This window comes from Methylobacterium mesophilicum (genome assembly GCF_022179445.1).
Lineage (GTDB): Bacteria > Pseudomonadota > Alphaproteobacteria > Rhizobiales > Beijerinckiaceae > Methylobacterium > Methylobacterium mesophilicum.
The window spans coordinates 88,307-114,885 of record NZ_BPQU01000017.1; the positions used below are offsets into that span (position 1 = coordinate 88,307).

Below are 26,579 nucleotides of genomic sequence, written 5' to 3' on the forward strand. Positions count from 1 at the left end.
GTTGAAAGTCTTCCGAGGATTCATGGTCGGCCAGTCGATCCATCCCGGCTCGCCCCAGTTTGATTCCCGTGCGAAGGCTCGTGCGATGACGCTCCTCGCCTATGCCGGCGCCGCCCTCGCGGAGATCGCCGGATGCTTCGCCTTTTGGGCCTGGCTCCGGCTCGGCCGCTCGGCCTGGTGGGCCCTGCCGGGGACCGCCTCCCTGGTGGCGTTCGCCGGCCTGCTGACCCTGGTGGACAGCCCGGCGGCGGGGCGCGCCTTCGCGGCCTATGGCGGAGTCTACGTGGCCGCCTCGGTGCTGTGGCTGTGGCTCGCGGAAGGGCAGCGGCCGGACCGCTGGGATATCGCCGGCGGCGCCGTGTGCCTGGCTGGCACGGCGATGATCCTGCTCGGCCGCCGCGGGTGAGGGCGCCTCACCGCCCCATCGTGTAGAACTCGTCGTTCGGCCGCAGCTCCGTCACGCTGGCCAGCCGGTTCGACAGGGCGAACAGGGCGGTGATCGCCGCGATGTCCCAGATGTCGTCCGGGCTGAAACCGTGGCCCGCCAGCACGGCGTGGTCCTCGGCCTCGACCGTGTGGGCCTCCTGCGCCACCTTCAGCGCGAAGGCCAGCATCGCGCGCTGGCGCGGGGTGATGTCGGCCTTGGCGTAGGCGACCGCGACCTGGTCGGCGAGCAGCGGGTTCTTGGACCGGACCCGCAGGATCGCCCCGTGGGCGATCACGCAGTAGAGGCAATTGTTGGCCGCGCTGGTGGCGACCACGATCATCTCGCGCTCGGCCTTGGTGAGGCCGCCGGGCTTGTCCATCAGCGCGTCGTGATAGGCCATGAAGGCGCGGAACTCGTCCGGGCGGTGAGCCAATGCCAGGAAGATGTTGGGCACGAAGCCCGCCTTCTCCTGCACCAGGGCGATGCGGGCGCGCAGATCCTCGGGCATCTCGGACAGCTTCGGCACCGGGAAGCGGCTGATCGGTGCTGACGCGCTCATGGTCGGGCTCCCTGAATCCCGGTCCCTTGGTGAAACCAGGCGTTCACGATACGTACGGCACGCTCGGGCCGATCGTCGAGGGCAGCCGGCCGGAAAGGACGCGGCCGCCTTTCGGAACACGACGATGGACGAGACAAAAAGCCCTGGAGCGTCATGAGCAGCATCATTCGCATCCTGGGGATCGACCCGGGGCTCCGCCGCACCGGCTGGGGCCTGATCACCGCGCAGGGCAGCAAGCTGACCTACGGCGATTGCGGGGTCGTCACTTCGGACGGCGACCTGCCGCTGGCGCTGCGCCTGCGCGAACTGTTCGAAGGGATCGGGCGCATCGTCGCGGCGCAGACACCCGATGAGGTCGCCGTGGAGGAGACCTTCGTCAACAAGGACGCCCAGGCGACGCTCAAGCTCGGCCATGCCCGGGCCATGGCACTGGTGGTGCCGGCGCTCGCCGGCCTCCCGGTGTTCGAGTACGCCGCCAACCTGATCAAGAAGACGGTGGCCGGCTCCGGCCACGCCGAGAAGGTGCAGATCCAGGCGATGGTCCGCTTCCTGCTCCCGAAGGCCGAATTCCGCGTCGCCGACGCCGCCGACGCGCTGGCTATCGCGATCACCCATGCCAGCCACCGCGACGCGCACGCCCTGCGCAAGACGCACCTGCCGGAGGGCAAGCGGCGCAATCTTACCGGTCAGGCGGCCGCCGGGCAGGGGCTGGCCGGAAAGGGGTTCTCGGCCGCGGCCGCCGCGCGCATCGAGGCGGCCCTGGCGAAGCAGGGCTGATCGGGCAGGCTTTTCGAAAAAGCTTGGTGGGGGAAGTAGGACTCGAACCTACGAAGCTTACGCAGCGGATTTACAGTCCGCCCCCTTTGCCGCTCGGGACATTCCCCCAAGGCGGGTTTCTCACCCGCGGCGCCCTTATGGTGAGGGGCTGGCCGGGTGTCAACGCTTGTCATGGCCGGATCCCGCCTCCCGGGGCGCGTTTACGACGCTTCTCCGGGGTTGAGGATTTCGGAGCCGCTGCGCGGCAGGTCCCGTGCTGGGTCCCGGATCAGGTTCCGCTCCGCTCCACCTGTCCGGGAAAGGGGCGGCGCGGGATGAAACGCCGCGCTCTTTCACGGGCGCATGCAGCGCCAGCGGAATGCGCCCCGGACCCAGCATGGGACGCGCCGCGCAGCGGCTCCTTCCAACCGAACCGGCGTACGCCACCTCATCACCCGGGACGAAAACGCGAACGTTCCGTGTCCCCAGGGATTCACAAAAGAATCCGGATCGGCCACGGTGCGCGGATGTCGCCCTGTTTCACCGGCCCTTGACCCGTCCCGCCCCGTCCCTGCGGTCGCACCAGCGTACGTTGATGGCCCTCGTGGCAGCCATGGCGAGCGGGCAGGCGGGGCATGTCCAGAAGATCCTGGCGGCGGTGACGCCCGGCGGCGGCAAGTCGCTGCTGCCCGTGATCGCGGCGCATACGCTGATCGCGGCGGGCCGAGTGGACCGCGTGGTCTGGGTGGTGCCGCGGGATTCCCTACGCCTCCAGGCCGAGGAGGCCTTCGCCGATCCGCTCTGGCGGGCGACGTTCGGGCATGCGCTCAGCGTCCGCGCGGCCGACAACGAGCGCGATCCCGCCCGGGGCCTCGCCGGCTACGTCACGACCTATCAGGCGGTGGCGGCCGCCCCGGCTTTGCACCTGGCGGAGGCACGGGCCCATCGCACACTGCTGGTGATCGACGAGGTCCACCATCTCCCGGTCCCGGGACGTCCCGGCGCGGATGACTCCTCCACCGAGGAGGCCGAGGCCGGAGCGTGGTCCCGGGCGATGCTGCCCGTGATGGAGGCGGCCGAGATCGGCCTGTTCCTGTCCGGCACCCTGGAGCGGGCGGACGGGCGGCGCATCCTCGGCCTGCCCTACCGGCCGTCCGCCCTCGGCCGCGGGCCTGAACTCGACCTCGAAGCGCCGGGGCTCGCGGTGATCGGCTACTCGCGGTCGCAGGCGCTGGCCGAGCGGGCGGTGCTCCCGGTCACCTTCGGGGCGATCGACGGCGAGGCGAGTTGGCTCGAAGGCGGCCGGATCGCGGGTGACAGCCCCCGGGTCGGGCCGCACCGGCTGGGTGCCGGCTCGGTGCGGGTCACCACCCGGCCGGCCCTGTTCACGGCCCTGCGCACCGGCTTCGCCCGGGATCTCCTGAGCGAATCCTTCTTCGCGACCAAGCGCCTGCGCGCCCGGCGCCGGCTCGAACGCGACCTGCCGGCCGGCGAAATGGCGCGGGGGCTCGGCAAGCTGCTCGTGGTCGCCCCGGACCAGGCCAGTGCGCGCGCCTACCTGACGACCCTGCGGAGCTGGATGCCGGCCGGGCAGGGCGAGCGCGACGTCCGCCTGGCGACGTCCGGCCAGGGCGACGCCCACGCGGCCCTGGCGGCGTTCCGCCTGACCGCGGAGCCCGCCGTGCTGGTCACGGTGGCAATGGCCTACGAGGGGCTCGACGCCCCCGAGGTCGCCGTGGTGGCGGCCCTGACGCATATCCGCTCGCGGCCCTGGCTCGAGCAGATGCTGGCCCGGGCCACCCGGGTCGATCCGCATGCCGGCCCCTACGACAACCAGCAGGCGCTGATCTTCCACCCGGACGATCCGCTCTTCGCCCGGTTCCGCCTGGAGTTGGAGACCGAGCAGGGCAGCAGCGTGCGGCCCAAGCGCGAGCGGCCGGCCACCGCGCTCGTGCCGGAGCGGACCCCGTGGCGGGACGAGGATCCCGGGGGGATCACGCCGCTGGAGAGCAACGCGATCGGGCTCCGCTACGCCCTGCTGCGCCCGCGCCTCGCCGAGCCGGCCCCGGTGGCCCCTGCGCCCGAGCCGCCCTCGGTCACCGAGCGGACCCTGCGCCAGCGGCTCGCCGTCGCGGTGGCGGGCCAGGCCGTGGAGGACGAGGCGTCACTGCGCGTTCCCCGCGGCGGCAACCTCGCGCATCGCTACAATGCGGTTCTGAAACGCGTGCTCGGCAAGGGCCGCGCGACCATGACCCTGCCCGAACTCGAGGCCGCGCTCGCCTGGCTTGAACGCAACCGGCTTTCGGACCATCTCGACCGCCTCGACGGCGATACCCGCTACGCGTGGTCCGCCCGCCAGCGTCGCAGCCGCTGGCTGCCGGAGCGCGCAGCCGGAGGCTGACCCGTCGCGGATGGGGAGGAGTGCCCGATGACCGAGACCCTGCCGGCCGCCTTCGGGGCGACGTTGACGGAATCCGAGCCGCCTTCGGCCTGGCCCGCGCCGCTCGCAGCCCTCTGGTGGCTCGCCAAGGATGGCAGCGAGACTGCCGACGCCGCCTGGGCGCGGGCGCATGCCCTGGTCCAGGACGCCTCTGGGCCGGAGGCCGCCTGGGTGCACGCCCATCTCCACCGGATCGAGGGCGATGCCGGCAACGCGCGCTACTGGTACGACCGCGCCGGCCGCCCGGTGCCGAGCGGCACGCTCGCGGAGGAGCGTGCGGTGCTCGCCGACGCGCTGTCGCGCGCGGGTTGAGCGTCGAACCCCCGGTTGCCGCGGGGTAGGCGAGTGCTTCGATCCTCATCCGGTGGGCCTAGCCGGTTCATGCCGTCTGCCGACACCAACGGGGAACCAAAATCGAATATCCGACCGACATATCCTTCAAATGCGGTGCGACAGGATTGATTTTCCGACTGATATTCAAATCGAGAGCGTCAGAGGTTCACGCTCGACCCAGCCTGTTCAGCTCGAACCCTGTGCATTTTCCGTTGACTACGTGGTCTTCGGTGCCGCACAGCGGCCAGATCTGATTAAGGCTGGACCCGTCGAGTTCGGACCACAAGGAACGTGTCGGTTATCGCGATGAGCCTGGGGTGCTTAGTCTGCAGTGTGGGTCTGGCGAGTCTTTCGCTGCGCGACCCGGCGCGCGCCGTCGTCCTCGAACGCTGGAGCGGCATCTTCCTGATCGTCGGCCTGACTCTGCTGGGGATCGCGCTGCACGGCGCCCGCGGATAGTCTCAGCGCCGCGCAGACCGATTCTCGGAACGCCTGGGCCGACAACCGGTTGACAGCCCGCCCGGCGCACAGGTCGGGCCTCGATTATCGGAGCGGACCTATGAGCCTCCTCGGCAGCATCGTCGGCAAGATCCTCCATCCGTTCGGCGGCGGTTCCGCGGACGCCGCGCCCGCGTCCACGTCAGGCTCCGCCAGCGGCTCGGCCGGCTCGGGTACGCCTTCGGCCCCCGGCAGCACGGGCACCGGCGAGCCGGTGGACGTGGAGGCGGTGCTCACCGGCCTCGCCGAGAAGAACGGGCAGAAGCTCGACTGGCGCCACTCGATCGTGGACCTGATGAAGCTGCTCGGCCTCGAGTCGAGCCTGTCCGAGCGCAAGCAGCTCGCCGACGAGCTGCACTACACCGGCGACAAGGACGACTCGGCGTCGATGAACATCTGGCTGCACAAGCAGGTGATGAAGAAGCTTGCCGAGAACGGCGGCAAGGTGCCGGACGACCTGAAGAACTAGACCCGCCCCAGAGGCCCGGCGCATCGAGCGGCGCCGGGCCTCTCTTTTCAGCGCCCGGTACGGACCCGGGTCCAGAGCCGGGTGACGTAGCGCTGGGTGCGGTCGTCCCAGGCGGTGTTGATCGACAGGCGCTGCATTGTCGCCTCGTCGGGGTAGATGCCGGGATTGCTCAAGATCTCGGGCTTCACGAACTTCTTCGCTGCGAGGTTGCCGCTGGCATAGGCCACGAAGTTGGTGTTGGCCGCCGCCACCTCGGGCCGCAGCATGTAGTCGATGAAGGCCAGGGCCTCGGCCGGGTGAGCGGCATCCTTCGGGATCGCGAAGGTGTCGAACCACATCAGCGCCCCCTCCTTGGGCACGACATACGCGATCTCGATGCCGTTTTTGGCCTCCTCGGCCCGGCGCTTGGCCTGCAGCACGTCGCCCGAATAGCCGACCGCCACGCAGATATCGCCGTTGGCCAGCGCCTGGATGTATTCCGAGGCGTGGAACTTCCGCACGGTGCCCCGGACCTTGTAGAGCGCGTCCGTGACCAGGGTCAGGTCGTCCCAGCGCTTGGAATCGGCTTTTGCGCCGAAGACCGGCAGCATGCTGGGAATCAGATCCTCGGGACTGTCGAGCATCATGATCCCGCAATCCTTGAGCTTGTTCGCGGATGCGGGATTGAGGACGACGGTCCAGGAGTTCAGGGCCGCGTTGGCACCCAGGCGCTCGCGCACGGCGGCGACGTTGTAGCCGATGCCGGTGGTGCCCCACATGTAGTCGACCGCGTAGGTGTTACCGGGGTCGTAGACGGAAAGCCGGCTCGCGATCTCGGGCCAAAGGTTGCCGAGGTTCCTCAGTTTCGCCTTGTCGAGCGGCATGAAGGCGCCGGCCCGGATCAGCCGCTGGAGATAGGGCCCCGAGGGCACGACGATGTCGTATCCGGAGCGGCCGGCCAGCAGCTTGGTCTCGAGTATCTCGTTGTTGTCGTAGGTGTCGTAGACGACCTTGATCCCGGTCTCCCGGGTGAAGGCGTCGAGCACCTTCGGGTCGATGTAGTCCGACCAGTTGTAGATGTTGACGACCCGCTCCTCCACGGCCCGCACGGGCGCGGCCGGGCCGAGGATGAGGAGGGCGGCAAACAGCGCCGCCATCCGGGACCGAAAGCCGTTTCCCACGCGCGGGGCCGCCCGATGGCGGGCTGGGACGAGGCGCCGGAGCGATCGTCCGACTCGGCCCGTCCCGGCCGCGATCACGCCAGCCTCGCGGCGACGATAACGATCTCGACGAGATATTGCGGATCGCACAGCCGCGCCTCGACGGTGGCGCGCGCCGGCGGGTGATCCTTGGACACCCAGGCATCCCAGGCGGCGTTCATCTCGGCGAAATGGCCGATGTCGGCGAGGTAGATCGTTGCCGACAGGATGTGATCCTTGTCGCTGCCGGCGACGGCGAGCAACCGGTCGATCTGTACCAGGATGTTCTGGGTCTGAGCGGTGACCCCGGTGCCGACCGGGTCGGATGCCACCTGGCCGGCGAGGTAGATGGTGTTGCCGTGGACGGCGCCCTGCGACATCCGCGAGCCCGGTTCGATCCGTTCGATGCTCATTCTAGTTCTAGTCTCCAGCCGGCGAAACGCCGGTATCTGCCGCGGCTCGGGGCCGGCCGTAAAGGGCCGCGCGCCGACGCGCCGCGGGAACCGGCGGAAAATTCTCCCCTCATGTGCAGTTGCGAGCAACCGCTTCCGACCGACGTGCGTTCACACGGCATCGCTTGTCACGCCTTGGGGTTCGTCATGGGTATTCTCTGGACCATCGTCATCGGGTTCCTCGCCGGAATCATCGCCAAGTTCCTCATGCCCGGACCGAACGAGCCGTCGGGCTTCATTCTGACGACGATCCTCGGCATCGTCGGCGCCTTCGTGGCGACCTTCCTGGGCCAGGCCATCGGCTGGTACGGACCGAACCAGGGCGCGGGCTTCATCGGAGCCGTCGTGGGCGCCGTCGTGGTGCTGTTCATCTACGGCATGATCGCCGGCCGCCGCAGCACGACTATCTGACCAAGTCCGGTACGCCGGAACGCGAAGGGGCGCCCCGCAGGGCGCCCCTTTTTTGTGGCCTACCGCATCGTCCCGAAGGGGGCCGCCGGCTCTCGTGCAACGACGATGCTCAGGCGGCCCGTGGCTCCGCGGAACGCTCAGAGGTGTTCGGCGGCCGCTTTGACGGCGCAGTGGCCGGTGGCGCCGCGCACTGCCAGGCCGACGCCGACGACCAATGCCAGCAGGCTGAGGATCTTGTTCGGCCGGGGCTGCGCCGCCGCCGCCGCGATCCCGAGGCCCAGCGCGACCGACACGGCCCGCTCGGTGGTGGTCAGGTTCGGCTGCCCGCTGAAGATTTCATTGATCATATCGTTGGCCATGAAAGAGTCCCGCTGTGAGGTCGCGGTTCGAACGCGGGCGCGGGGCCTGCGTTCCTTCAGCCGCGCACGATGGAGGCGTGCATGGCGCGCAAGCTGCCGAAACCATCCGCGATCGCCGACCTCGCCTCTCCCGAGATACGCGAGCGCGGCCTCGCTTATCATCAGGACGGTGCGGTCTCCGGCCTCGTGGCCCGGGGCGATACGATCACCGCCGAGGTGGCGGGCAGCGAGATCGATCCCTATCGCGTCGTCCTCCGAATCGAGGACGGCCGTATCGCGCAGACCAGTTGCACCTGCCCCTACGAGTGGGGAGGCGCCTGCAAGCACGTGATCGCGGCTCTTCTGACGCTGATCGAGGCACCGCAAGCCCTCGACGAGCGTCCGCCACTGGCCGATCTGCTCGCACCCCTCGACCGGGATGCCCTCGTGGATCTGATCCAGCGGCGAGCCACCAGCGACCCCGACCTGATCGACTGGATCGCGATGGAGCTCACCACCGCTCCGCACGCAGCATCGGCAGACGGCACGATCGACCCGCAGCCGATCGCCGACCGTGCCCGCAACCTGCTCGCCGGGCACGGCCGCCGGGCGAATTACTGGGCCGGCTACCGGGCCGACGGCGATGAAGCCGAGTTGCGCGCCCTGGTGGAGAAGGCGGTCCCGTTCCTCGAAGCCGGCGACGGCCGCAACGCCCTGCGCATTCTGGAAGCGGTGGCCGAACCGCTGGTCCAGGACTGGCTCGAATACGGCTACGAGGACGACGAGACGAGCTATCTGCTGTTCGAGGACCTCGGTCGGATGATGGCCGAAGCCGTGCTGATGGGGGACCTCGATCCGAAGGCGCGCGTCGCCCTGCGCGACACGTTGGCGGGCTGGGAGGCGCGGATCTCGGATTACGGGCCCGAGAGCTTCGCGGTGGCGATCCAGGCGCTGGAGACGGGGTGGGACGACCCGGCGCTGAAGGCCGTCCTCGACGGCGGCCCCGGACCCTGGCCGCCGGAGGGTGCGGATTTCGCAGACCGCATTCTGACGGAGGTGCGGCTGCGCGTGCTCGACGCGAGCGGGCAGGACGAGGCCTATCTGAACCTCGCTCGGGCGGCCGGCGCGCAGGCGCGGGTCGCCGGCAAGCTGGCCCGGCTCGGGCGGATCGCGGAGGCGGTGGCGCATGCCGAGGCCACCTTCACCAGCCCGGCGGAAGCCCTCGACCTCGCGCAGGTTCTCAAGGACGCCGGCCACGGCAAGGAGGCCCTGGCCGTTGGGGAGGCGGGCCTCGGGCTCGGGCAGGACGAGGCCGAGAACCTTGAGCTCGGGCATCCGAACCGCTCCGTGATGCCCCTGGCCCGCTGGCTGCGGGACGAGGCCCGGGGGGCGCTGGCCCGGCGGGCGGCCCGGACGGCCTTCGAGGCGACGTTCGCGAAGGCGGATTTCGATGCCGCCAAGGCGGTCGCCGGCAAGGCTTGGCCCTCGGACCGCGACGTCCTGCTCGCCCGATTGTCGGAGGCCGAGAGGGCTGTGGACCGCGTCGCGATCTTCCTGGACGAGGGGATGATCGACGCGGCTGTCGCCGCTGCGAAGAACAGCTTTGGAACCCATTCCAGCGAGCTCCTGCGCCTCGCCGAGGCGGCCCATGCGAGCCACCCCGACTGGGTGATCGCGCTCGCGGAGGCGCGGGCCACAGCGATCATGGATCAGGGCCAGGCCGGCCAATACGAAGAGGCCGCCACATGGCTCCGCTGCGCCCTACAGGCCTACGACGCGGCTGACCGTTTTGACGACTGGACGCGCCGGATCGAGGGCCTGATCGAGACGCATAAGCGCAAATATAAGCTGCGGCCGCTGCTCGAAGACCTGCGGCACGGTCTCTGAAGGGCCGCATACGAAAAAGGCGCGGCCCCGGGGGACCGCGCCTCTCGCATCACAACCCGCGCCGGCCGAAGCCCGCGCGGGACAGTCCCGAACAATCACTCGCCGGCGGAGTCGCGGCGGCGCTCGCCGCGGTGGCGGCCGCCGTTATCTTCGCGCCGGGGCTCGCCGTCCCGGTCGCTGCGGCTGGACTCGCGCTCGGACTTCACCTTCTCGGTGATGTCCTCGCCGGTCTGCTGATCGACGACGCGCATGGACAGACGGATCTTGCCGCGGTCGTCCTGACCGAGGAACTTCACCTTGACCTTGTCGCCTTCCTTGACGACGTCCGTCACCTTGGCGACCCGCTGGACGGCGAGTTCCGAGATGTGGACGAGGCCGTCCTTGGCGCCGAAGAAGTTCACGAAGGCGCCGAACTCCATGCACTTCACGATCGTGCCGTCGTAGATCATGCCGTTCTCGGGCTCGGCGACGATCGAGCGGATCCAGTTGTAGGCCGCCTTGATCGCCTTGCCGTCGGCCGAGGCGATCTTCACGATGCCGGTGTCCTCGATGTTGATCTTGGCCCCGGTCTTCTCGACGATCTCGCGGATCACCTTGCCGCCGGTGCCGATCACGTCGCGGATCTTGTCGGTCGGGATCTGCATCGTCTCGATGCGCGGGGCATATTCGCCCAGCTCCGGCCGGGCGTCGGTCAGCGCCTTGGCCATCTCCTGCAGGATGTGGGCGCGCCCGTCCTTCGCCTGGTCGAGGGCGACCCGCATGATCTCCTCGGTGATGCCGGCGATCTTGATGTCCATCTGGAGCGAGGTCACGCCCTCGTCCGTGCCGGCCACCTTGAAGTCCATGTCGCCGAGGTGATCCTCGTCGCCCAGGATGTCGGACAGGACCGCGAAGCGCTCACCCTCGAGGATGAGGCCCATGGCGATGCCGGCCACCGGACGGCGCAGGGGCACGCCGGCATCCATCAGCGACAGCGAACCGCCGCAGACCGAGGCCATCGAGGACGAGCCGTTGGACTCGGTGATCTCGGACACGACGCGGATCGTGTACGGGAACTCGTGCGCCGGTGGCAGGACCGGCCGGATCGCCCGCCACGCCAGCTTGCCGTGGCCGATCTCGCGACGGCCCGGGGAGCCCATGCGGCCGGTCTCGCCGACCGAATAGGGAGGGAAGTTGTAGTGGAGCAGGAAGCGCTCCTTGTAGGTGCCGTCGAGCGAGTCGATGAACTGCTCGTCCTCGCCGGTGCCGAGTGTGGCGACCACGAGGGCCTGGGTCTCGCCGCGGGTGAACAGCGACGAGCCGTGGGCGCGGGGCAGCACGCCGACCTCGGAGACGATCGGGCGGACCGTCTTCAAGTCGCGGCCGTCGATGCGCGAACCGGTGTCGAGCACGTTCCAGCGCACGACCTTCGACTGCGCCTCCTTGAACGCGGCCTTGACCTTCTCGGCCGGGAACTTCTCAGCGCCCTCGGGGCAGAGGGCGGCCATCACCTTCGCCTTCACGGCGTCGACGGCGGCGTAGCGCTCCTGCTTGACGGTCTTCGTGTAGGCGGCGCGCAGCTCGGTCTCGCAGACCTCGAGGACGGCCTTCTCGACGTCGGCGTTCTCGGGGGCCTGGAAGTCGCGCGGCTCCTTGGCGGCCTTCTCGGCGAGGCGGATGATCGCCTCGATGACCGGCTGGAAGTGCTTGTGACCGAACATCACGGCGCCGAGCATCACGTCCTCGGAGAGCTCCTTGGCCTCCGACTCGACCATCAGCACGGCGTCCTGGGTACCGGCGACGACGAGGTCGAGGCTCGACTCCTCCTTGGTCTCGGTGACCAGCGGGTTCAGCCGGTAGCCGCCGTTGATGTAGCCGACGCGGGCGGCGCCGATCGGGCCCATGAACGGCACGCCCGACAGGGTCAGGGCGGCGGAGGCCGCGACCATCGACACGATGTCGGGATCGTTCTCGAGGTCGTGGGTCAGGACCGTGATGACGACCTGGGTGTCGTTGCGCCAGCCGTTGATGAACAGCGGGCGGATCGGGCGGTCGATCAGGCGGGAGACCAGGGTCTCCTTCTCGGAGGGACGGCCCTCGCGCTTGAAGTAGCCGCCCGGGATGCGGCCGGCGGCGTAGGCGCGCTCCTGGTAGTTCACGGTGAGCGGGAGGAAGTCGATGCCGGCCTTCGGCTCCTTGCCGGCGACCACGGTGGCCAGCACGGAGGTCTCGCCGTAGGTGGCCAGCACCGCGCCGTCGGCCTGCCGGGCGACCTTGCCGGTCTCCAGGACGAGCTTGCGGTCGCCCCACATCAGCTCTTCGCGTTGAACGTCGAACATTCTTGTCTCTTCCTTGCCTTCGGCGGGCCAAGCCCGGCGCCGTCGGGGGCAAGACGGCGAGACACTTCGACCGGCAAAGTGTCTCGCGATCCTGCCCCGACGCTGGCGCCTCGAAGCGGCCCGTTTTCGAGCGGCCGGACCCATTCCGGCAGCCCGAGATTGTGAAACGCGGCCCCGAGCCGGGCCCGGAACCGCGCGTGGTCGGTCTTAGCGGCGGATGCCGAGGCGCTCGATGAGGGCGCGGTAGCGGGCCTCGTCCTTGCGCTTGACGTAGTCGAGCAGCGAGCGGCGCTGCGAGACCATCTTCAGCAGGCCCCGGCGGGAGTGATTGTCCTTGCCGTGGGTCTTGAAGTGGCCGGTCAGGTTGGAGATCCGCTCGGTGAGGATCGCGACCTGGACCTCGGGGGACCCGGTGTCCTTGGCGTCCTTGCGGTGTTCCTTGATGAGCGCGGTCTTGCGCTCTGCCGTGATCGACATCGCATACCTTTCGGGTTGTGCTGGTCAGATGCGGCGCCCCGATCGGGGCGCTCGAGCTCGGCGTTCGGCCGGTGCCGGGATGTCGTCCAGCACGGTCACAGCGCCAAGCGGCTCAAGCCCCACCCGGTAACCCGGGCCGAGGCTGCGCGATCCATACACGAAACCACCGGATAAACCAGCCCCGGGCCGGAGGGCTGCGCCGAGGGAAGGGTTAACACCGGCGTGGTAGCCGGAACCGGCACGAACGGCGGCCCGGCGATGAACGGTAGTCTCTCGGATATGGGCGGCGTCCTCATGGCGACGCTGCTCGGCGTTCCCGTCATCCTGCTGCCGGGCTGCGCGCTGGGCAGCCTGACCGGGATTCTGGGGTTTCGCAGCCTCGCGCCCGGTGACCGCCTCCTGTGTTCGGCCCTGCTGGGGATCGGCCTGCTGCCGGTTCTCGACAGCCTGCTGGTCCAGGCCGCCGGCATCCCGGCCGCCGTGCTGGCCAACCTGGCGCTGGGGCTGGCCGGGCTGGTGCCGGCGATCCGCGCGCTGCGGGGCCGGATCGACCCACCCGGCACGGCGCGCGGGCTGGCGCTCGCCGGGCTCTGGCTCGGGATCGTGGGCTACGCGCTGATCGACATCGATACCGGTACGGGTCTGTACCAGCCCGTCACCGTCATCGACCTCGTGAAGCATGCGAGCCTGACCCGCGCGATCGTCCAGGACGGCCTGCCGCCGGTCGATCCGTTCTTCGCCCGGCCCGAGCGCGCCGGCTACTACTACTTCTTCTACGCGCTGTGCGCTCTGATCGACCGGGCCGGGGGAACGCTCGTCGACGGGCGCACCGCCTTCGCGGGGCTCGCGTTCTGGACGGGGATCGGGCTGCTCGGCCTGCTGGACCGGCTGCTCGCCGCCACCGGGATGGTCCGGGAGGCCTCCCCGCGGCTCGTGCGCCGCGCGACCCTCCTGCTGCTGCCGGCGGCCGGGCTCGACATCCTGCTGGTCGTCCGCGACCGGATCGCCACCGGGCTCTGGATCCCGATGCCGGAATGGCTGAACGATCAGGTCCTGAACTGGCCGAGCTCCCTGGTCTGGGTCCCGCACCACGTCGCGGCGACCCTGGCGGCCTGGCTCGGGCTTCTGGTCCTCGCGGAGGCGGCGGACGGGACCCGGCGCGCGCCGGGCTTCGCGGTCGCGGTGGCGGGCATCGCCTTCGCTTCCTGCGCGGGCCTGTCGGTCTGGGTGTGCCTGGGCGCGGCCGCGGCGGCCGGGACCTGGCTGGCGCTGCTCGCGCTCGAGCGCCGCTGGCGCGATGCCGGACGGCTCATGGCGGCCGGGCTCGTCGCCGCACTCCTGGCGGCACCCTACCTGTCCGGGCTCCTGGCGAGCCGGCATGAGGCCGGGCAGGCGATCGTCCTCGCGATCCGCAGCTTCGGGCCCCTGGAGGGATTTGCGGACGGGCCGACCTTGAGCCTGCTCCGCCTGATCCTGCTGCCGGTCAACTACTACCTGGCCTTCGGGGTCTTCGCCGCCGGCACGTTCCTGTTCTGGCGGGTCGTCCCCCGGCGCGTCGCGCATGCACACGAGGCGGGACGCCTGCTCAGCATCGTGGCGGCGTCGTCCCTGCTGATCGGCGGCTTCCTGCGCTCGGCGATCCTGTACAACGATCTGGGCTGGCGCGTGGTCCTGCTGGCGCAGGTCGCCGCCCTGGCCTGGACCGTCACGGCGCTGGCGCAGGGCGCCGGAACGCGGCTTCGCCTGCCCGGCCTGATCGCCGCGTTGCTCCTGCTCGGCTACGCGACGACGCTCTACGGATTCGCCGGGATGCGGGCCTTCCGCGTCTCCGGCCATCCGAGCTTCGCGTTCCTCAACGCCCGCCCCGACATCGATCGCGCCTTGCGGACGGCCTATGAATGGGCCAGCACGCATCTGCCGCGGACCCTCGTACTTCAGCACGCGGCCGCCGCACCGCGCGTGTTCGACTTCGGCCTCTACGGACGCCAGCCGGTCGCGGTGGCCGACCGGGAGGCGCGGCTGTTCGGGGCCTCCGCGGAGGCGGTTGCGGAGCGGCTCGCGCAGGTCGAGCCGATCTTCTCCGAGACTCTCGGGGCAGACGACGTCCGGCGCCGGGCGGCGGCAGCCGGCATCGGCGCACTCATCGTCACCGCCCGGGACGCCCCCTGGACCGACCCTGACTCCTGGGTCTGGCGGAGCCGGCCGCTCTACGCGTCGCCGATGGTCCGGATCCTGTCGGTCCAGGATCTTGGCCAGGACGTAAGCGGGGCGGCGCGATGACCCGGACCGGCCCCGGGCGCCTGGGAGTGGCGTTGCGCTGGCTCGCGGCCCAGGGCGCGCTGCATGCCGGAGCAATCCTCATCGGGTTCGGCTGCTTCGTGCTGCTGTTCCGGACGGACCTCGCATCCGGCGTCACGATCCTGTTCTATCGCGGCCTGATCCTGCTGCTGGTGGCCTTCGTGATCACCACCGGGGCGATGACAGCGCTCGCCGTCCTCGGCCGTCCCTGGGGTCTGCATCGCCGGGACGCGCTGGGGGCCTGCGTATTCTCGCTCGCCCTGAACCTCAGCGTCTTCGTGCTTCTCCCGGTGACGATCGACCGCTCGATCAGCGTCTTCCTGCTCGGCCAGATGGCGGCTCGTCCCGAGGAACGGTTCAGCCCCGCGCGTGCGCAGGCGTTGTTCGAATCGCTCTATCTCGGGGAGTACCGGCAGATCGAGCGGCGCCTGGCGGAGCAGACCGCGTCGGGCAACCTCGCGCCGTCCGGGGACGGCTATGTCATCACCCCGCAGGGACGCGCCTTCATCCGATTCTCGGCGTCCGTGGCCCGACTCTTCCGGACCGACCCGCGAATGGTCGAGGCCCAGCCACCGGCCTCCGACAAGGCGAAGCCATGAGCACGGCGCCGGCACCGCTAACCGAAAACGTTCAACCTGCCTAAAAGTTCGACGCTGTGAATATATTGAAGTCCCTTTCACCATAAAAATATTATTTTACTCAAGATCATGGTGTTCGTACGATACCTATCAAGTAAAAAACAATGTCCATAACTTTTTAATTTCTATTAGTACCGTTAAGCGGATCATTCAGGACGCGGTACATCGCATCATAAATTTTAAATTCGATCCAATTCCTTTAAGAAAGGAAATGATTCCAGCCGACGTCGATACCGCTCCCTGCGCCGTGGACACACTTTTTTAGATCCGAAGATTGAAAGGTTACGTCACCATGTCGAACAGCCTGACATCTCGGTGGTGACTGTACGCGTCCGTGACGCGCGTCCCGCTCATCACGCCCGGCCGTCAGTCGAGTGGAGCCTGGCCGGGTTCGGCGGTCTGATCGCCGTGCTGGCGCCGCTGGTCATCCTGGCGGTTCCCCAAGCGGACGTGGTGGCGGTAATCGGACCGCCCGGCGGCAGCGCCGCCGACGCGGCCCGGATCGTCGCGGAGGCGGGCGGAACCCTCCTGAACCGCGGCGGGCGCGACGACGTCTTCCTGGCCCGCTCTGACCGGGCGGGGTTCGCCGGCCGCCTCTATGCCGCCGGGGCCAGCCTCGTCCTCGACGGGCGCCTTTCCGAGGGGTGCGGCCCGTCCGCACCCGCCACGCCTTCGCCGGATCCCAGCGCGGACACGGCCCGGAACTCGTCCCCATGAACGATCTCGAAACCCTGCAGCGCCGCTTCGGCCGCTTCCTGATCCCGCTGCTCTGGGCGCACGTGGTGCTGGTCGCCGCCGCGGAGGCCGTGACGAGCGCGGCCTTTCCAGCGATCGCCCCGGTGGTCGCGGCCGCCTCGCTGGCGGCCTTGGCGACGGCACTCTGGATGCGCGACCCGGTGAGCGAGGCGACCCGCATCGTGAGCGGCGTGGCCCTCGTGGGCATGGCCGCCCTCCTGCTGGTGGCCTTCGCGGGTCACCCCTGGCAGATCGACCTGCACATGTACTTCTTCGCCTGCCTGGCGATGCTGGCCGGGTGGTGCGACTGGCGGGTGATCCTGGCCGCGGCCGCGGCGACGGCCATCCACCACCTCGCCCTCGACGTTGCGATGCCCGCCCTGATCTTCCCGGACGGGCGGGCCGACCTCGGCCGGGTGATCCTCCATGCCGCGATCGTCCTGATCGAGACCGGCATCCTGATCTGGGTGTGCCGCACTGTCGAGCAGTCCTTCCGGGCCCTCGCGGCCTCCGAGGGGCAGGCCCAGGCCCAGCTCGCCCGGGCCATGGCGCTGGAGGGCGAGGCCGAAGCGAGCCGGGCCGCCCTGGAGACGGCGCGCCGGTTCGGGACCGAGCAGCTCGCCCGTGCCTTCGAGGAATCGATCGGCGGCATCCTCGACCACGTCGCCGCCGCGGCCGGCGCCGTCGAGTCGCGCGCGGCCGGCATGGCGGCGACGGCGGCCACGACGGCGGACCGGTCCCTGTCGGTGGCGGCCTCCGCGGGGGATGCCGCAATCAAGGTCCAGCTGGCCTCGGCGGCCGCCGCGGAGCTGGGTTCGTCGATTGGCGAGATCGGCCGGCAGGTGGACGCGTCGGCCACGTTGGCCCGCGAGGCCGCCGCGCAATCTGCGACGACGACACCCCTGGTGACCGAGCTGAGCGCGGCGGCCGAGCGCATCGGCGACGTGGTGGCGCTGATCTCGAACATCGCCGGCCAGACCAACCTGCTGGCGCTGAACGCCACGATCGAAGCGGCGCGGGCCGGGGAGGCAGGCCGGGGCTTCGCGGTGGTGGCCGCGGAGGTCAAGGAACTCGCTGAGCAGACGGGCCGGGCCACGCAGGAGATCGCCACACAGGTTCACCGCATCCAGACCTCGACCGGGCAGGCCGTCACGGCCGTGGACGGCATCACCGTTCGGATCCGCGACATGAGCGGCGTCGCCACGGCGATCACTGCGGCTGTCGAGGAGCAGGACGCGGCGACCCGTGAGATCCTCAGGAACGTCTCGGAGGCCGCCACCGACACCAGCGCTATCACCGCCACCCTGACCGATGTCACCGGCGACGTGCAGGTCACGGGATCCGAGGCCGGCCGCGTGCTCGCCTCGGTCTCGGGCCTATCGCAGGACTTCGCGAACCTGCGCGCCGAGGTCGGCCGCTTCCTCGAGTCCGTACGTGCGGCGTGACGTCGCGGCTCGGATCTTGCTCGCCGGGCTCCCATCCGACACAGCTGATGCCGGACGACCATGAGCTGCGACATGACCGACACCGCCGCAATCGCCCGGATCGAGAGCCCGGCGAACGGTCATCCCGAACTCGCGCGGAGCCTCACGGCCCCGGGCCTGATCGCGATCGGGCTCGGCGCCACGATCGGCGCCGGCATCTTCGTCCTGACCGGAACCGCCGCGGCGCAATATGCGGGGCCGGCCCTCAGCCTGTCCTTCGTGATCGGCGGCATCGCCTGCGGCTTCGTCGGCCTGTGCTACGCCGAGCTGGCCGCCATGATCCCGGAGGCGGGATCGACCTACACCTACACCCGGGCGACCCTCGGGCTTTTCCCGGCCTGGATCATCGGCTGGGACTTGGTGCTCGAATTCGCCCTGGCGGCGGCCACGGTTGCGGTCGGCTGGTCCGGCTACGCGCAGTCGCTCGCGGCGGATTTCGGCCTGACGCTGCCGGCCGCGCTGTCGGGGGCGCCGGGGGACGGCGGCTGGGTGAACCTGCCGGCGGCCGGGATCGTGCTGGCGCTGACCGCGCTCCTGACCCGCTCGACCCGGGACGCCTCCCTGATCAACGGGCTCCTGGTGGTTGCCAAGATCGCGATCATCCTGGCCTTCGTGGGCGTCGGCGCCGTCCATCTGCAGCCGGCGCTGTGGCATCCGTTCGTGCCCGAGAACGCCGGCACGTTCGGCAGCTTCGGCTGGAGCGGCGTGTTCCGCGGGGCCGCGGTGGTGTTCTTCGCCTTCATCGGCTTCGAGACCGTCGCGACCGCGGCGGGCGAGTGCCGGGCGCCCCAGCGCGACGCGCCGGCCGGACTGATCGGATCGCTGGCGATCAGCACGGTCCTGTACGTGGCGGTGGCCGCGGTGCTCACCGGCCTCGTGCCCTACCGGGAACTCGACGTCGCCGACCCGATCGCCAAGGCCATCGACCGCCTGGCGCTGCCCAGCTTCGCCATCGTGATCAAGATCGGGGCGCTGATCGGGCTGACCACCTCGGCGCTCACCGCGCTCTACGGGCAGGGCCGGATCTTCTTCGCCATGGCTCGGGACGGGCTGCTGCCGCCCCTGTTCTGCCGGGTCGATCCGGAGACCCGGGCGCCGGTGTCGAGCCAGGTGGTGATCGGGCTGTTCACGGCTGCGGTGGCCGGGCTGGTGCCGATCGATATCCTGGGCGAACTCGTCAGCATCGGCACGCTCCTGGCGTTCAGCCTCGTCTGCGCGATCGTGCTGATCCTGCGCCGCACGGACCCGGACAGGCCCCGGCCGTTCCGCGTCCCGGCGGCGACCCCGGTCGCAGTGCTCGGCATCCTGTCCTGCGTGATCCTGATGGCGTCGCTGCCGGCCGACACCTGGATCCGGCTCGCACTCTGGCTGGTGATCGGGCTGGCGATCTACGCCGGCTACGGCCGGCGCAACGCCCGGCTCACCCGAGGAGGTTGAGCGTGGCCCGGCTCACCGCGTCGATCGACGCCTCGGCGCTGAGGTTCAGCTCGTAATTGCGGATCACGCGCTGCAGGTCGGCCGATTCGAGGGCGACGTTGACGTTGGGCAGGCGAACATAGCCTTGCCGGTCGGCGGACAGGTTGGACGGGTCGTAACGCCGGCGGAAATCGCTGGAATCGCGCTCGATGCGACCGACCGGCTCGCGCCCCGCATCGACGTCGACCGGCCGGAACACCGCGATCTTCCGGGCGTACGGCACCCCATTGGGATTGGCCGGGACCGAGTCGGCGTTCGCGATGTTCTCGGAGATCGCACGAATCTGGCCGCTCTGCATCCGGCGGCCGTAGGCCAGCGCGTCGGCGGCCGCCTTGAGGGGGCTGGTATCCGGCATGCGGGCGCGCTCGGTCGGAACGGGAAGAGGGACTGACCGATCCTTTCCGAAACAGGCTTAAGGGCCGGTTAACCGGCCCGGCCCGACAGGCTCACCGCCTCGCGCAGGTCCCGTCCGTCGGTCAGGCGCAGGCCCCTCCGGCGCAGGGAGGCGAGCAGCGCGCGGTCCGGGAACGGACAGTAGGGCAAGACCTCGGTGCTGCGGCCCTCAGGGATGCGGCCGGTGCGGGCGATCTCATCGAGGAGGCGCTCCAGCAGACCGCGGCCATGGGCGTGGAGTGCCACGGTCGCCCGGGTGGCGGTGGTGTCCGCGGGCAGCGGGACGGCCTCCTGGGCGAGGATCGCCCCGGTGTCGATCGTAGCGGCGAGCCGGTGCAGGGTCATGCCGAAGGCGCCCGGGCCATCCGCGAGGGCGTGGATCGTCGGGACCGGCCCGCGATGGCGCGGCAGCAGCCCGGGATGACCGTTGATGCCACCGAGCCGCGCCAGCCCGATGGTTTCGGCCTTCAGGATCTGGTCGAAATGGTAGGTCAGGATCAGGTCGGGGGCGGTCTCGCGCAGCCTCTGCGCGACCTCGGGACCGTTGACGTCGTCCACTGTCAGGGTCGGGATGCCGAGGCGCCGGCACAGGGTCTTGAGCGGCGTCGATTCCGGCGCGTCGCCACTGCCGGCCACGGCCTGGGTCAGGGGTGCCAACGGCCGCAGCAGGTCGGGCAGCCCGAAATTCACCGCGAGGTAGGGCAGGATCCCGGCGCCGGAGCGAGCGAGATGGCGCCGGACTTGGCCCGTCAGCCCGCCGCTCGACGGCCGCTCCGCGTTCGAGAGCCCGACGAAGGCGATGTCGGCACTGTGATCGGCCACGAACCGGCGCACCACCCGGGCATTCGGCAGCGCCTCCAGCACGAACAGGGCGATACGGGCCCGGGTCATCAGCGGCGCGGCCGCCGCTGGAACCGGAAGGCGTAGAGCCCGGCCCGGCGGATGCTCTCCGGCAGGAGCAGGACGGTCCTGGCGAGGGCCGCCAGCGCGAACGGGAAGGCGATCACGTCGCGATCCTTGGCGACGCCCTTGGCGATGTACAGGGCGGCCTGCTCGGCGCTCATCTCCAGGGGCCGCCAGCCCTTCAGCTCGCCGCCCATCGGGGTCTTCACGTAGCCCGGCGCCACGACGTTGACCTTAACGCCCCGCGGCCCGACCTTCTGGCGCAGAGCCAGCCCGTGGGCGACAAGGGCGGCCTTGGCGCCGCTATAGGCCGGGGCATCCTGCAGCGGCGCGTAAGCCGCCAGGGACGAGACGAGCACGATCTGGCCGCTACCGCGCTGGAGCATCAACGTCAGCGTGGGCAGCACGATGTTGAGCGAGCCCGTGTAATTGATGTCGGAGGTTTCGAAGGCCGTTTCCTCGGACTCGACCTCGCCCTTCTGGTTGCCGCCGTTAACGGCCGCGTTGGCGATCACGAGGTCCAGTGGCTGGGCGGCGTGAACCCTGTGGATCAGGGCGATCGCGGCGGCCCGGTCACGGGTGTCGAGGCGCACGGGCTCGACGGTCGCGCCGCTCGCCCGGCAGTCCCGGGCCACGGCTTCGAGCCGCTCGACATTGCGTCCGACGAGGATGAGGCTCGCGTCGGCACGCGCGTAGTGGCGTGCGAGCGCAGCGCCGATACCGCTCGACGCGCCAGTGATCAGAATGCGGGGCATGACGCGGGTGCTACGCCGCGGAGCACGGACAAATCAAGGCCGGGGAGGGCTCATCGGTGACTTAATGGGTCACCGGGACCCGGAAACTGTCAGCGGAAACCGACAGGTTTCCCGCTACGGTTCAATAGACAGGCGCGAGTTGCCCGTCGCTCTCGCCGCCCTCGCGAATCACCCGCGCGGCGGCCAGCATCGAATCGGGGAGGGCGGATTCCATCCGCGGCACCGAGCCGGCCACCGCCCGCTCGATCGCCCCCTTGGAGAAGAAGCCGCCGTTCACCTGCGTCCGGTGCAGCACCACGCGTCGGAAATCGGCCATCAGGCCCATGTCCGGCGGGGTCGGGTTCGTCCAGAACCCGTCGAGGTCGGCCTGATGGGTCAGGCCGGCCATGTTGTAGATCGCGGTACCCACCGCGTGGGTGGGGCGGCCCATCTCCAGGGACAGCATGCCCACGGTCGAGTTGACGATCACGACGCCGCGGGCGCCCTTGATCAGGGACGGGAGATCGCCGCCGTCGATGAAGTCGAGCCGGTCGCTGACGCCGTGGCGCCGGGCCGAGGCGCGGGCGAACTTGCGCCAGTTGATCAGGCCGCTGTCCAGCGGATGAAGCTTCACGAGGAGCCGCGTCGGCGCCGAGGACGCGTCCGCGAAGGACTTGATCACCCGGTCCATGAAGCCTTCGACGCCCAGGAACGGCGAGTGCACCCGGATCTGGTAGTCGCTGTCGAGTTGGAGCGGCAGCAGGAAGTAGTCGCAGCCGACCGCGCGGTAGATCTCGTCGCAGCGCGCCGCCTCGCGGCGGGTGTGGGAGCGGCGACTGAACTTCTTGATCCAGCCCGCGTACTCGGCCGCGATATGGGTTGGCCGGTGGCTGCGGAAATGCGGGAAGAGATAGGGGAACGCGATGTTGGCGACGTTGTAGCCGACATCCCAGACGCTGCGGCGGGCCATGTCGCCGGTGGAGGGCATCGCCCTTCCGGGCTGGGGCAGGCGGCGCGCCAGCGCGCGGACTTCGGCCGCCGTACGGGGCAGGGACGAGAAGCCGTTCACCCCGCCGAGCTCGCAGGTGATCCAGTTGGGACGGATGTAGCCTTCCTCGAACACGTGGACCCGCAGGCCGCGGACCTCCGCGATCATCCGGGCCGCCCGGTGGAACGGCCGGCAATCGCCGAACAGCACGATGTCGGTGACGGCCTCGCGGTCGAGATACGATTCGAGATACGTGCCCCAGGCCTCGCGGCGACCGCGGTAGTTGTCCGCCTTGCCGTTCCAGAACAGCCAGTCGCCGGGGCACAGGTTGATGCGCCGGACCTCGTGTCCCCGGGCGCGCAGCGCTTTGCCGAGATCGGAGAAGAACGGAGATGCGATGCCCTGCAGGAACAGGAAGGTCGCGGGGCGGTCGCGGAGGGCGTCGAGGGCGGTCTTTTGCATTCCGCGGCGCTTCTATCCTTGACCCTCGGCCGGACGGAGCCGGACCGGAAAGACTGACCTGAGGTGGCACGCCTCGGCGCGAGCCGGCAATCCGAGGCCGCGTCGCAGGATGGCGTTTCCGCTCCGGCGTGGCCCGTCTGCAACGGTCGCACTTTCGCGGCCCCCGCCTGGATTGAAGGGGCAATCACGGCGACGATATGTCCAAATCCTTTCCACGACGTGACGTTTTGATGGGACGGCCGCGCTTGTCCCTGCGATTTCGGTGATTCAGGCCCGGCCATCCCATGCCGGGGAAAATGCGCTACACGACGGCCCGAACGAGTCAGACGACCGGAGCCGGGCGCCCCATCATGTCCCTTGAACCGACCCCGTCGCTCTACGCGACCGGCCGGACGATCCACCGCCTGCGGGCGGAGATCGAGGCCGCGACGGGTCTCGCCTTTGGGCCGGTCCGGCCGGCTGCGGTCGGCGCCGTCTGGCAGACGGAAAGCCTGCCGGCGCGGCTGCTCGCGCTGACCGGCCGGCGCCGGCTCGTGGTCGCGCCCGGTCCCCTGCTCAGCCCGTACGACCGGCCGGAGACCGGCTTCGCATCCCTGCGGATCAGCCTCGGCGGCGCGCCGCTCGGCGGGGCGGGCGGCATCCACTACCTCGATCCCTGGACCCGCGCGCCGATCGGCCGCGATGCCTGCGCCGAGGCGGTGGCCTGGCTGGCCGCACGATTCGCCGAGAACGACCGGCGTGTCGTCTATGTCGGCATGTCGCGCTGGAAGAGGCCGGCCCTCGACGTGCTCGGCGCCGGGCCCGCCGGGTGCCCAATCCACACCATGACGGCCGAGGCCGCGGTCGCGGCGGGCCGGCGCCATCACGGCCGGATCCTCGCCTGGGCGACGCGCGCGCCGGGCAAGCTGGAAGACGCCTGCACGCAGGCCGGCCTGCCGCTCGCCCGGGTGGAGGACGGCTTCCTGCGCTCGGTGGGCCTCGGGGCGAGCCTGCAGCCCGGCGCCTCCATCGTGGTCGACGACCTCGGCATCTACTACGACCCGCGCCGGGAAAGCCGCCTGCAGCGGCTGCTGGCCGACTCGGATTTCCCGCCCGAACTCGTGAGCCGGGCCAAGCGCCTGCGCGAGGAAGTCGTGGCCCGCCGCCTCAGCAAGTACAATGTCGGCCTGGACGCCGCATCGCTCGATTGGCCGGCCGGCCGGCGGATCGTGCTGGTACCGGGACAGGTGGAGGACGACGCCTCGGTTCAGCACGGCTCGCCGCTGGTGCGCTCGAACCGGGCGCTGCTCGAGGCCGCGCGGCGGCGCAACCCCGACGCCTTCCTGCTCTACAAGCCTCATCCCGACGTCGAGGCGGGTTTCCGCCCCGGCATCATCCCGGAGGCGGAGGCGCTGGCGCTCGCCGACCGGATCGTGGCGGGGGTCAGCATCGTCGACCTGCTCGACCGGGTCCACCACGTCGAGACCATGACCTCGCTGGCGGGCTTCGAGGCGTTGATCCGCGGGCTCACCGTGGCGACTCATGGCCGCCCGTTCTACTCGGGCTGGGGCCTGTCCGAGGATCTGGCGCCGGGAGCCGACCGCGGCCGCAGGCTCACCCTGGACGAGTTGGTGGCAGGGGCGATGATCCTCTATTCGCGCTACCTCGACCCCGTGGCCATGAAACCCTGCAGCCCCGAGCAGCTGCTCGACCGGCTGAGCGCCGCCCGGGAGGCCGCCCCCCGCAGCGCGCTCGCGATCGGCCGCACCGCACATTGGATCATGCGCGCCCGCTACGGCCTGTTCAATCCGATCGTGCGGGCGTTGCGCCGCCGCCGCGGCGTCGGCCGCGAGGCTGGACCGCGCTGAGGGCAGGGGGCACCGCCTTGGCATCCGGTGTGCCGGATTTTCGAGCCGGCACACGAGGATAGAGCGGGCTTCTCTTGTTCCGGAAGAGGGGGCGTCGCCGAAGCCCCCTCTTCAGGGAATGTCCCGAAGCCCTTGTTTCAACATGTTCTTCCGTGCCGAGTCGGACCCCGTATCGATCGCTCGCACGCTCGCCCCTCTCCGAGTTCCTGGACCTTGACGACGTTCCTTACCGCCACCGGCCTCGCGCTGGCCCTCTGCCTCGCCCTCGAAATCTTCGTCGGCGATTCGCTCACCCGGGCGAGCCTCGCGCCGCGGGATCTCGCCCTGCGGTTACTCGGCTACCTGCTGATCCTGCTGTTCTGGTTCTGCTTCTCGTGGCGGCCCTGGCTGGCCGCCCTGACCTGCGTCGTCTCCGTCGCCGCGCTGATCTATGTCAGCCGCGCGAAGCGCTCGGTGATCGGCGAGCCGCTGCTGTTCAGCGACTTCGTCCTGCTGCCGCAGGTGCCGCGCCACCCGCAGCTCTATTACATCCCACCGCTCTGGGACCCGCGCATCGCGGTCCCCGTGCTCCTAACCGTGATCGCGACGGTGATCTGGTACCGGACGGAGCCCAGCGTCCTGCCGGATGCGCCGATCCCCTGCGTCGCCGCGATGCTCGGCCTGCCGCTGGCCCTGTGGCTCCTGTTGCGCGCCGCCTCCCGGCCGCCGCTGGCGGGCCTTGTCGCCCGCTGGTTCCCGGAGCCCGACCTCGAAGCCGACGTCGCGCGGGTCGGGCTGCCGGCGAGCCTGCTCGGCTACACGGCCCGGGCGCTGGCGGGCAGCGCCCCGGTCCCGGACGTGCCGGTGCTGCCGGCCGGCCCGGGCGACGACGTGGTCGTGGTGATCCAGCTCGAATCGTTCATCGACCCGGAGCGCCTCGGCGGCCCGGCACTGCCCGCGATGGAGCTGTTCCGCACCCGGGCCGCGCAATACGGCCGGCTTCGGGTTCCCGCGCACGGTGCCTACACGATGCGCAGCGAGCACGCCGTGCTGACCGGCCGGCCCTCCGACAGCCTCGGCTTCGGCCGGTACGATCCCTACACCTCCCGCAGCGGCGACGAGCCGACCAGCCTGGCCCGGCTGGCCCGGGGCCGGGGCTACGGCACCCTGTTCCTCCACCCGTTCCACCGGGATTTCTTCCGCCGGGCGAAGGTCATGCAGGCCTTCGGCTTCGGCGACCTGGTGATGGGCGAGGCGTTCGAGGCGGCCCCCCGGGTCGGCCCCTATGTCGGCGACGTGGCGCTCGGCGAGCGCCTGCTGGACGAGATCCGGGGGCGGCGCACGCCGCTGTTCCTATTCTGCGTCACGATGGAGAACCACGGACCGTGGAAACCCGGTCGGCTGCCCGGGATCGACGCCCCGGAGGCACAGTACCTCCACCACGTGGTCAATACCGGGCGGATGGTCGAGAACCTCGTGGCCGGGCTCGACGCCCTGGCGCGCGAGCGCGGCCAGACCATTACACTCTGCGTCTTAGGAGACCACGCGCCCTCGCTGCCGACCTGCAAGCCTGGCTTCGGCGGTCAGGCGACGGATTACGCCGTGTTCCGGTTCGGCGGCCCTCAGGTGACGCCGCGCCGCCTCGACATCACCGCCGACGCCCTTGGACGGGAGCTGCGGTCCACCCTCGCCAGCACCCTTGCGGACAGGCCGGCAAGGACGCGATAAGGTTAAGCTTGACGGTAACAAGCTCGACAGTGCCACGCTGGTGACGCATTGCCGGCCGATAGCGAAGCTGTCCGAGAAGTGGGTTCCGCACGGTGCCCGCCCGTTCGACGCGGCCGTTAAAGCGATCGCAGCGTTTGGCGGTCACCATGGATGTCCCGGTCCGAGCCAGCGATGGCGCGGAGGCCGGCGAGGAGAAGTCTCTGTGATGCTGCGTAAGACGGCGCTCTCAGCGCTGATGGCCGCCCTCGCGGCAGGGTCCATCGGCGGCTGCACGTACCTGCCCGCGGCGGGTCCGACGGCCAGCGCGATCGAGGCTGGCGCGGAAGTCGCCACCGCCGACGGCGGCACGCTCGCCCGCTACGAGATCATCG

General features: G+C 70.2%; 25 protein-coding genes and 1 tRNA gene. 15 read left to right on the plus strand and 11 right to left on the minus strand.

Annotated features, from left to right (window positions below):
* The first annotated feature begins 85 nt into the window (after positions 1–85).
* Positions 86–406 carry a YnfA family protein gene (locus MFF40_RS17490; RefSeq protein WP_147856113.1) on the plus strand — a complete coding sequence of 107 codons (321 nt, stop codon included), beginning with the start codon at positions 86–88 and terminating at the stop codon, positions 404–406.
* A gap of 7 nt (positions 407–413) precedes the next feature.
* Here MFF40_RS17490 and MFF40_RS17495 read toward each other — a convergent pair whose 3' ends face one another.
* Positions 414–986, minus strand: coding sequence for a peroxidase-related enzyme (locus tag MFF40_RS17495; protein WP_147856114.1), 573 nt, complete (start codon positions 984–986; stop codon positions 414–416).
* A 153-nt stretch (positions 987–1,139) separates the two neighbouring features.
* On the opposite strand from MFF40_RS17495, the gene ruvC reads away from it, so the two are divergent.
* Entirely contained in the window at positions 1,140–1,763 is a 624-nt protein-coding gene (ruvC, locus tag MFF40_RS17500; protein WP_147856115.1) for a crossover junction endodeoxyribonuclease RuvC, read from the plus strand.
* A 24-nt stretch (positions 1,764–1,787) separates the two neighbouring features.
* Here ruvC and MFF40_RS17505 read toward each other — a convergent pair.
* Positions 1,788–1,871: transfer RNA gene (locus MFF40_RS17505), tRNA-Tyr, on the minus strand.
* A gap of 421 nt (positions 1,872–2,292) precedes the next feature.
* On the opposite strand from MFF40_RS17505, the gene MFF40_RS17510 reads away from it, so the two are divergent.
* The 4 genes from MFF40_RS17510 (at position 2,293) to MFF40_RS17520 (ending at position 5,482) form a co-directional block, all read left to right on the plus strand.
* Positions 2,293–4,143 (plus strand): DEAD/DEAH box helicase, encoded by a 1,851-nt coding sequence (locus MFF40_RS17510; protein ID WP_283206111.1) that lies wholly within the window; start codon positions 2,293–2,295, stop codon positions 4,141–4,143.
* A 27-nt stretch (positions 4,144–4,170) separates the two neighbouring features.
* Complete coding sequence (locus tag MFF40_RS17515) at positions 4,171–4,494, plus strand: hypothetical protein (protein WP_147896464.1); 324 nt, start codon at positions 4,171–4,173, stop codon at positions 4,492–4,494.
* A 354-nt stretch (positions 4,495–4,848) separates the two neighbouring features.
* Positions 4,849–4,974 (plus strand): hypothetical protein, encoded by a 126-nt coding sequence (locus MFF40_RS28860; RefSeq protein WP_283206112.1) that lies wholly within the window; start codon positions 4,849–4,851, stop codon positions 4,972–4,974.
* A gap of 100 nt (positions 4,975–5,074) precedes the next feature.
* Positions 5,075–5,482 (plus strand): DUF3597 domain-containing protein, encoded by a 408-nt coding sequence (locus MFF40_RS17520; protein ID WP_147856156.1) that lies wholly within the window; start codon positions 5,075–5,077, stop codon positions 5,480–5,482.
* 47 nt (positions 5,483–5,529) lie between these two features.
* Here MFF40_RS17520 and MFF40_RS17525 read toward each other — a convergent pair whose 3' ends face one another.
* On the minus strand, positions 5,530–6,618 hold the full coding sequence (locus MFF40_RS17525) for a polyamine ABC transporter substrate-binding protein (protein WP_147856157.1): 1,089 nt from the start codon (positions 6,616–6,618) through the stop codon (positions 5,530–5,532).
* Positions 6,619–6,716: 98 nt separating this feature from the next.
* Positions 6,717–7,073 carry a RidA family protein gene (locus MFF40_RS17530; protein WP_147856158.1) on the minus strand — a complete coding sequence of 119 codons (357 nt, stop codon included), beginning with the start codon at positions 7,071–7,073 and terminating at the stop codon, positions 6,717–6,719.
* A 186-nt stretch (positions 7,074–7,259) separates the two neighbouring features.
* Here MFF40_RS17530 and MFF40_RS17535 point away from each other — a divergent pair, with 186 nt between their 5' ends.
* Positions 7,260–7,523: a GlsB/YeaQ/YmgE family stress response membrane protein gene (locus tag MFF40_RS17535; protein ID WP_147856159.1), complete on the plus strand. Its 264-nt coding sequence runs from the start codon at positions 7,260–7,262 to the stop codon at positions 7,521–7,523.
* A 137-nt stretch (positions 7,524–7,660) separates the two neighbouring features.
* Here MFF40_RS17535 and MFF40_RS17540 read toward each other — a convergent pair whose 3' ends face one another.
* The gene (locus tag MFF40_RS17540; RefSeq protein WP_147856160.1) at positions 7,661–7,882 is read right to left on the minus strand and encodes a YgaP-like transmembrane domain; all 222 of its coding nucleotides are present in this window, start codon (positions 7,880–7,882) and stop codon (positions 7,661–7,663) included.
* A gap of 81 nt (positions 7,883–7,963) precedes the next feature.
* Between MFF40_RS17540 and MFF40_RS17545 the strand changes: the two genes are divergently transcribed.
* Positions 7,964–9,748 carry an SWIM zinc finger family protein gene (locus MFF40_RS17545; protein ID WP_238261517.1) on the plus strand — a complete coding sequence of 595 codons (1,785 nt, stop codon included), beginning with the start codon at positions 7,964–7,966 and terminating at the stop codon, positions 9,746–9,748.
* Positions 9,749–9,843: 95 nt separating this feature from the next.
* Here the strand turns inward: MFF40_RS17545 and pnp are convergent, their stop codons facing one another.
* Both pnp and rpsO read right to left on the minus strand, forming a co-directional pair.
* On the minus strand, positions 9,844–12,066 hold the full coding sequence (pnp, locus tag MFF40_RS17550) for a polyribonucleotide nucleotidyltransferase (protein WP_238261519.1): 2,223 nt from the start codon (positions 12,064–12,066) through the stop codon (positions 9,844–9,846).
* Positions 12,067–12,273: 207 nt separating this feature from the next.
* Positions 12,274–12,543 carry a 30S ribosomal protein S15 gene (rpsO, locus tag MFF40_RS17555; protein WP_147856365.1) on the minus strand — a complete coding sequence of 90 codons (270 nt, stop codon included), beginning with the start codon at positions 12,541–12,543 and terminating at the stop codon, positions 12,274–12,276.
* Positions 12,544–12,801: 258 nt separating this feature from the next.
* On the opposite strand from rpsO, the gene MFF40_RS17560 reads away from it, so the two are divergent.
* The 5 genes from MFF40_RS17560 to MFF40_RS17580 all read left to right on the plus strand — a co-directional run bounded on the left by MFF40_RS17560 (position 12,802) and on the right by MFF40_RS17580 (position 19,135).
* Entirely contained in the window at positions 12,802–14,823 is a 2,022-nt protein-coding gene (locus MFF40_RS17560; RefSeq protein ID WP_238261521.1) for a hypothetical protein, read from the plus strand.
* The gene (locus tag MFF40_RS17565) at positions 14,820–15,440 is read left to right on the plus strand and encodes a hypothetical protein (RefSeq protein ID WP_238261523.1); all 621 of its coding nucleotides are present in this window, start codon (positions 14,820–14,822) and stop codon (positions 15,438–15,440) included. The genes MFF40_RS17560 and MFF40_RS17565 overlap by 4 nt, the downstream gene beginning before the upstream one ends.
* Positions 15,441–15,797: 357 nt before the next feature.
* Entirely contained in the window at positions 15,798–16,196 is a 399-nt protein-coding gene (locus tag MFF40_RS17570; RefSeq protein ID WP_238261525.1) for a hypothetical protein, read from the plus strand.
* Entirely contained in the window at positions 16,193–17,659 is a 1,467-nt protein-coding gene (locus MFF40_RS17575; RefSeq protein ID WP_238261527.1) for a methyl-accepting chemotaxis protein, read from the plus strand. The genes MFF40_RS17570 and MFF40_RS17575 overlap by 4 nt, the downstream gene beginning before the upstream one ends.
* A 72-nt stretch (positions 17,660–17,731) precedes the next feature.
* Positions 17,732–19,135, plus strand: coding sequence for an amino acid permease (locus MFF40_RS17580; protein ID WP_147896459.1), 1,404 nt, complete (start codon positions 17,732–17,734; stop codon positions 19,133–19,135).
* Here MFF40_RS17580 and MFF40_RS17585 read toward each other — a convergent pair.
* From MFF40_RS17585 to MFF40_RS17600, 4 genes are all read right to left on the minus strand, one after another.
* Positions 19,119–19,529: a flagellar basal body rod protein FlgC gene (locus tag MFF40_RS17585; RefSeq protein ID WP_238261529.1), complete on the minus strand. Its 411-nt coding sequence runs from the start codon at positions 19,527–19,529 to the stop codon at positions 19,119–19,121. The two genes, MFF40_RS17580 and MFF40_RS17585, sit on opposite strands and share 17 nt — an antisense overlap.
* Before the next feature lie 68 nt (positions 19,530–19,597).
* Positions 19,598–20,458: a formyltransferase family protein gene (locus MFF40_RS17590; RefSeq protein ID WP_238261530.1), complete on the minus strand. Its 861-nt coding sequence runs from the start codon at positions 20,456–20,458 to the stop codon at positions 19,598–19,600.
* Positions 20,458–21,225, minus strand: coding sequence for an SDR family NAD(P)-dependent oxidoreductase (locus MFF40_RS17595; protein WP_147896456.1), 768 nt, complete (start codon positions 21,223–21,225; stop codon positions 20,458–20,460). The genes MFF40_RS17590 and MFF40_RS17595 overlap by 1 nt, the downstream gene beginning before the upstream one ends.
* A gap of 121 nt (positions 21,226–21,346) precedes the next feature.
* Positions 21,347–22,654: a capsule polysaccharide biogenesis protein gene (locus MFF40_RS17600; protein WP_147855887.1), complete on the minus strand. Its 1,308-nt coding sequence runs from the start codon at positions 22,652–22,654 to the stop codon at positions 21,347–21,349.
* Positions 22,655–23,004: 350 nt separating this feature from the next.
* On the opposite strand from MFF40_RS17600, the gene MFF40_RS17605 reads away from it, so the two are divergent.
* Positions 23,005–24,501, plus strand: coding sequence for a capsular polysaccharide export protein, LipB/KpsS family (locus MFF40_RS17605; RefSeq protein WP_238261532.1), 1,497 nt, complete (start codon positions 23,005–23,007; stop codon positions 24,499–24,501).
* Between the two features lie 213 nt (positions 24,502–24,714).
* The gene (locus tag MFF40_RS17610; protein WP_238261534.1) at positions 24,715–26,208 is read left to right on the plus strand and encodes an LTA synthase family protein; all 1,494 of its coding nucleotides are present in this window, start codon (positions 24,715–24,717) and stop codon (positions 26,206–26,208) included.
* Positions 26,209–26,579: the final 371 nt, after the last annotated feature.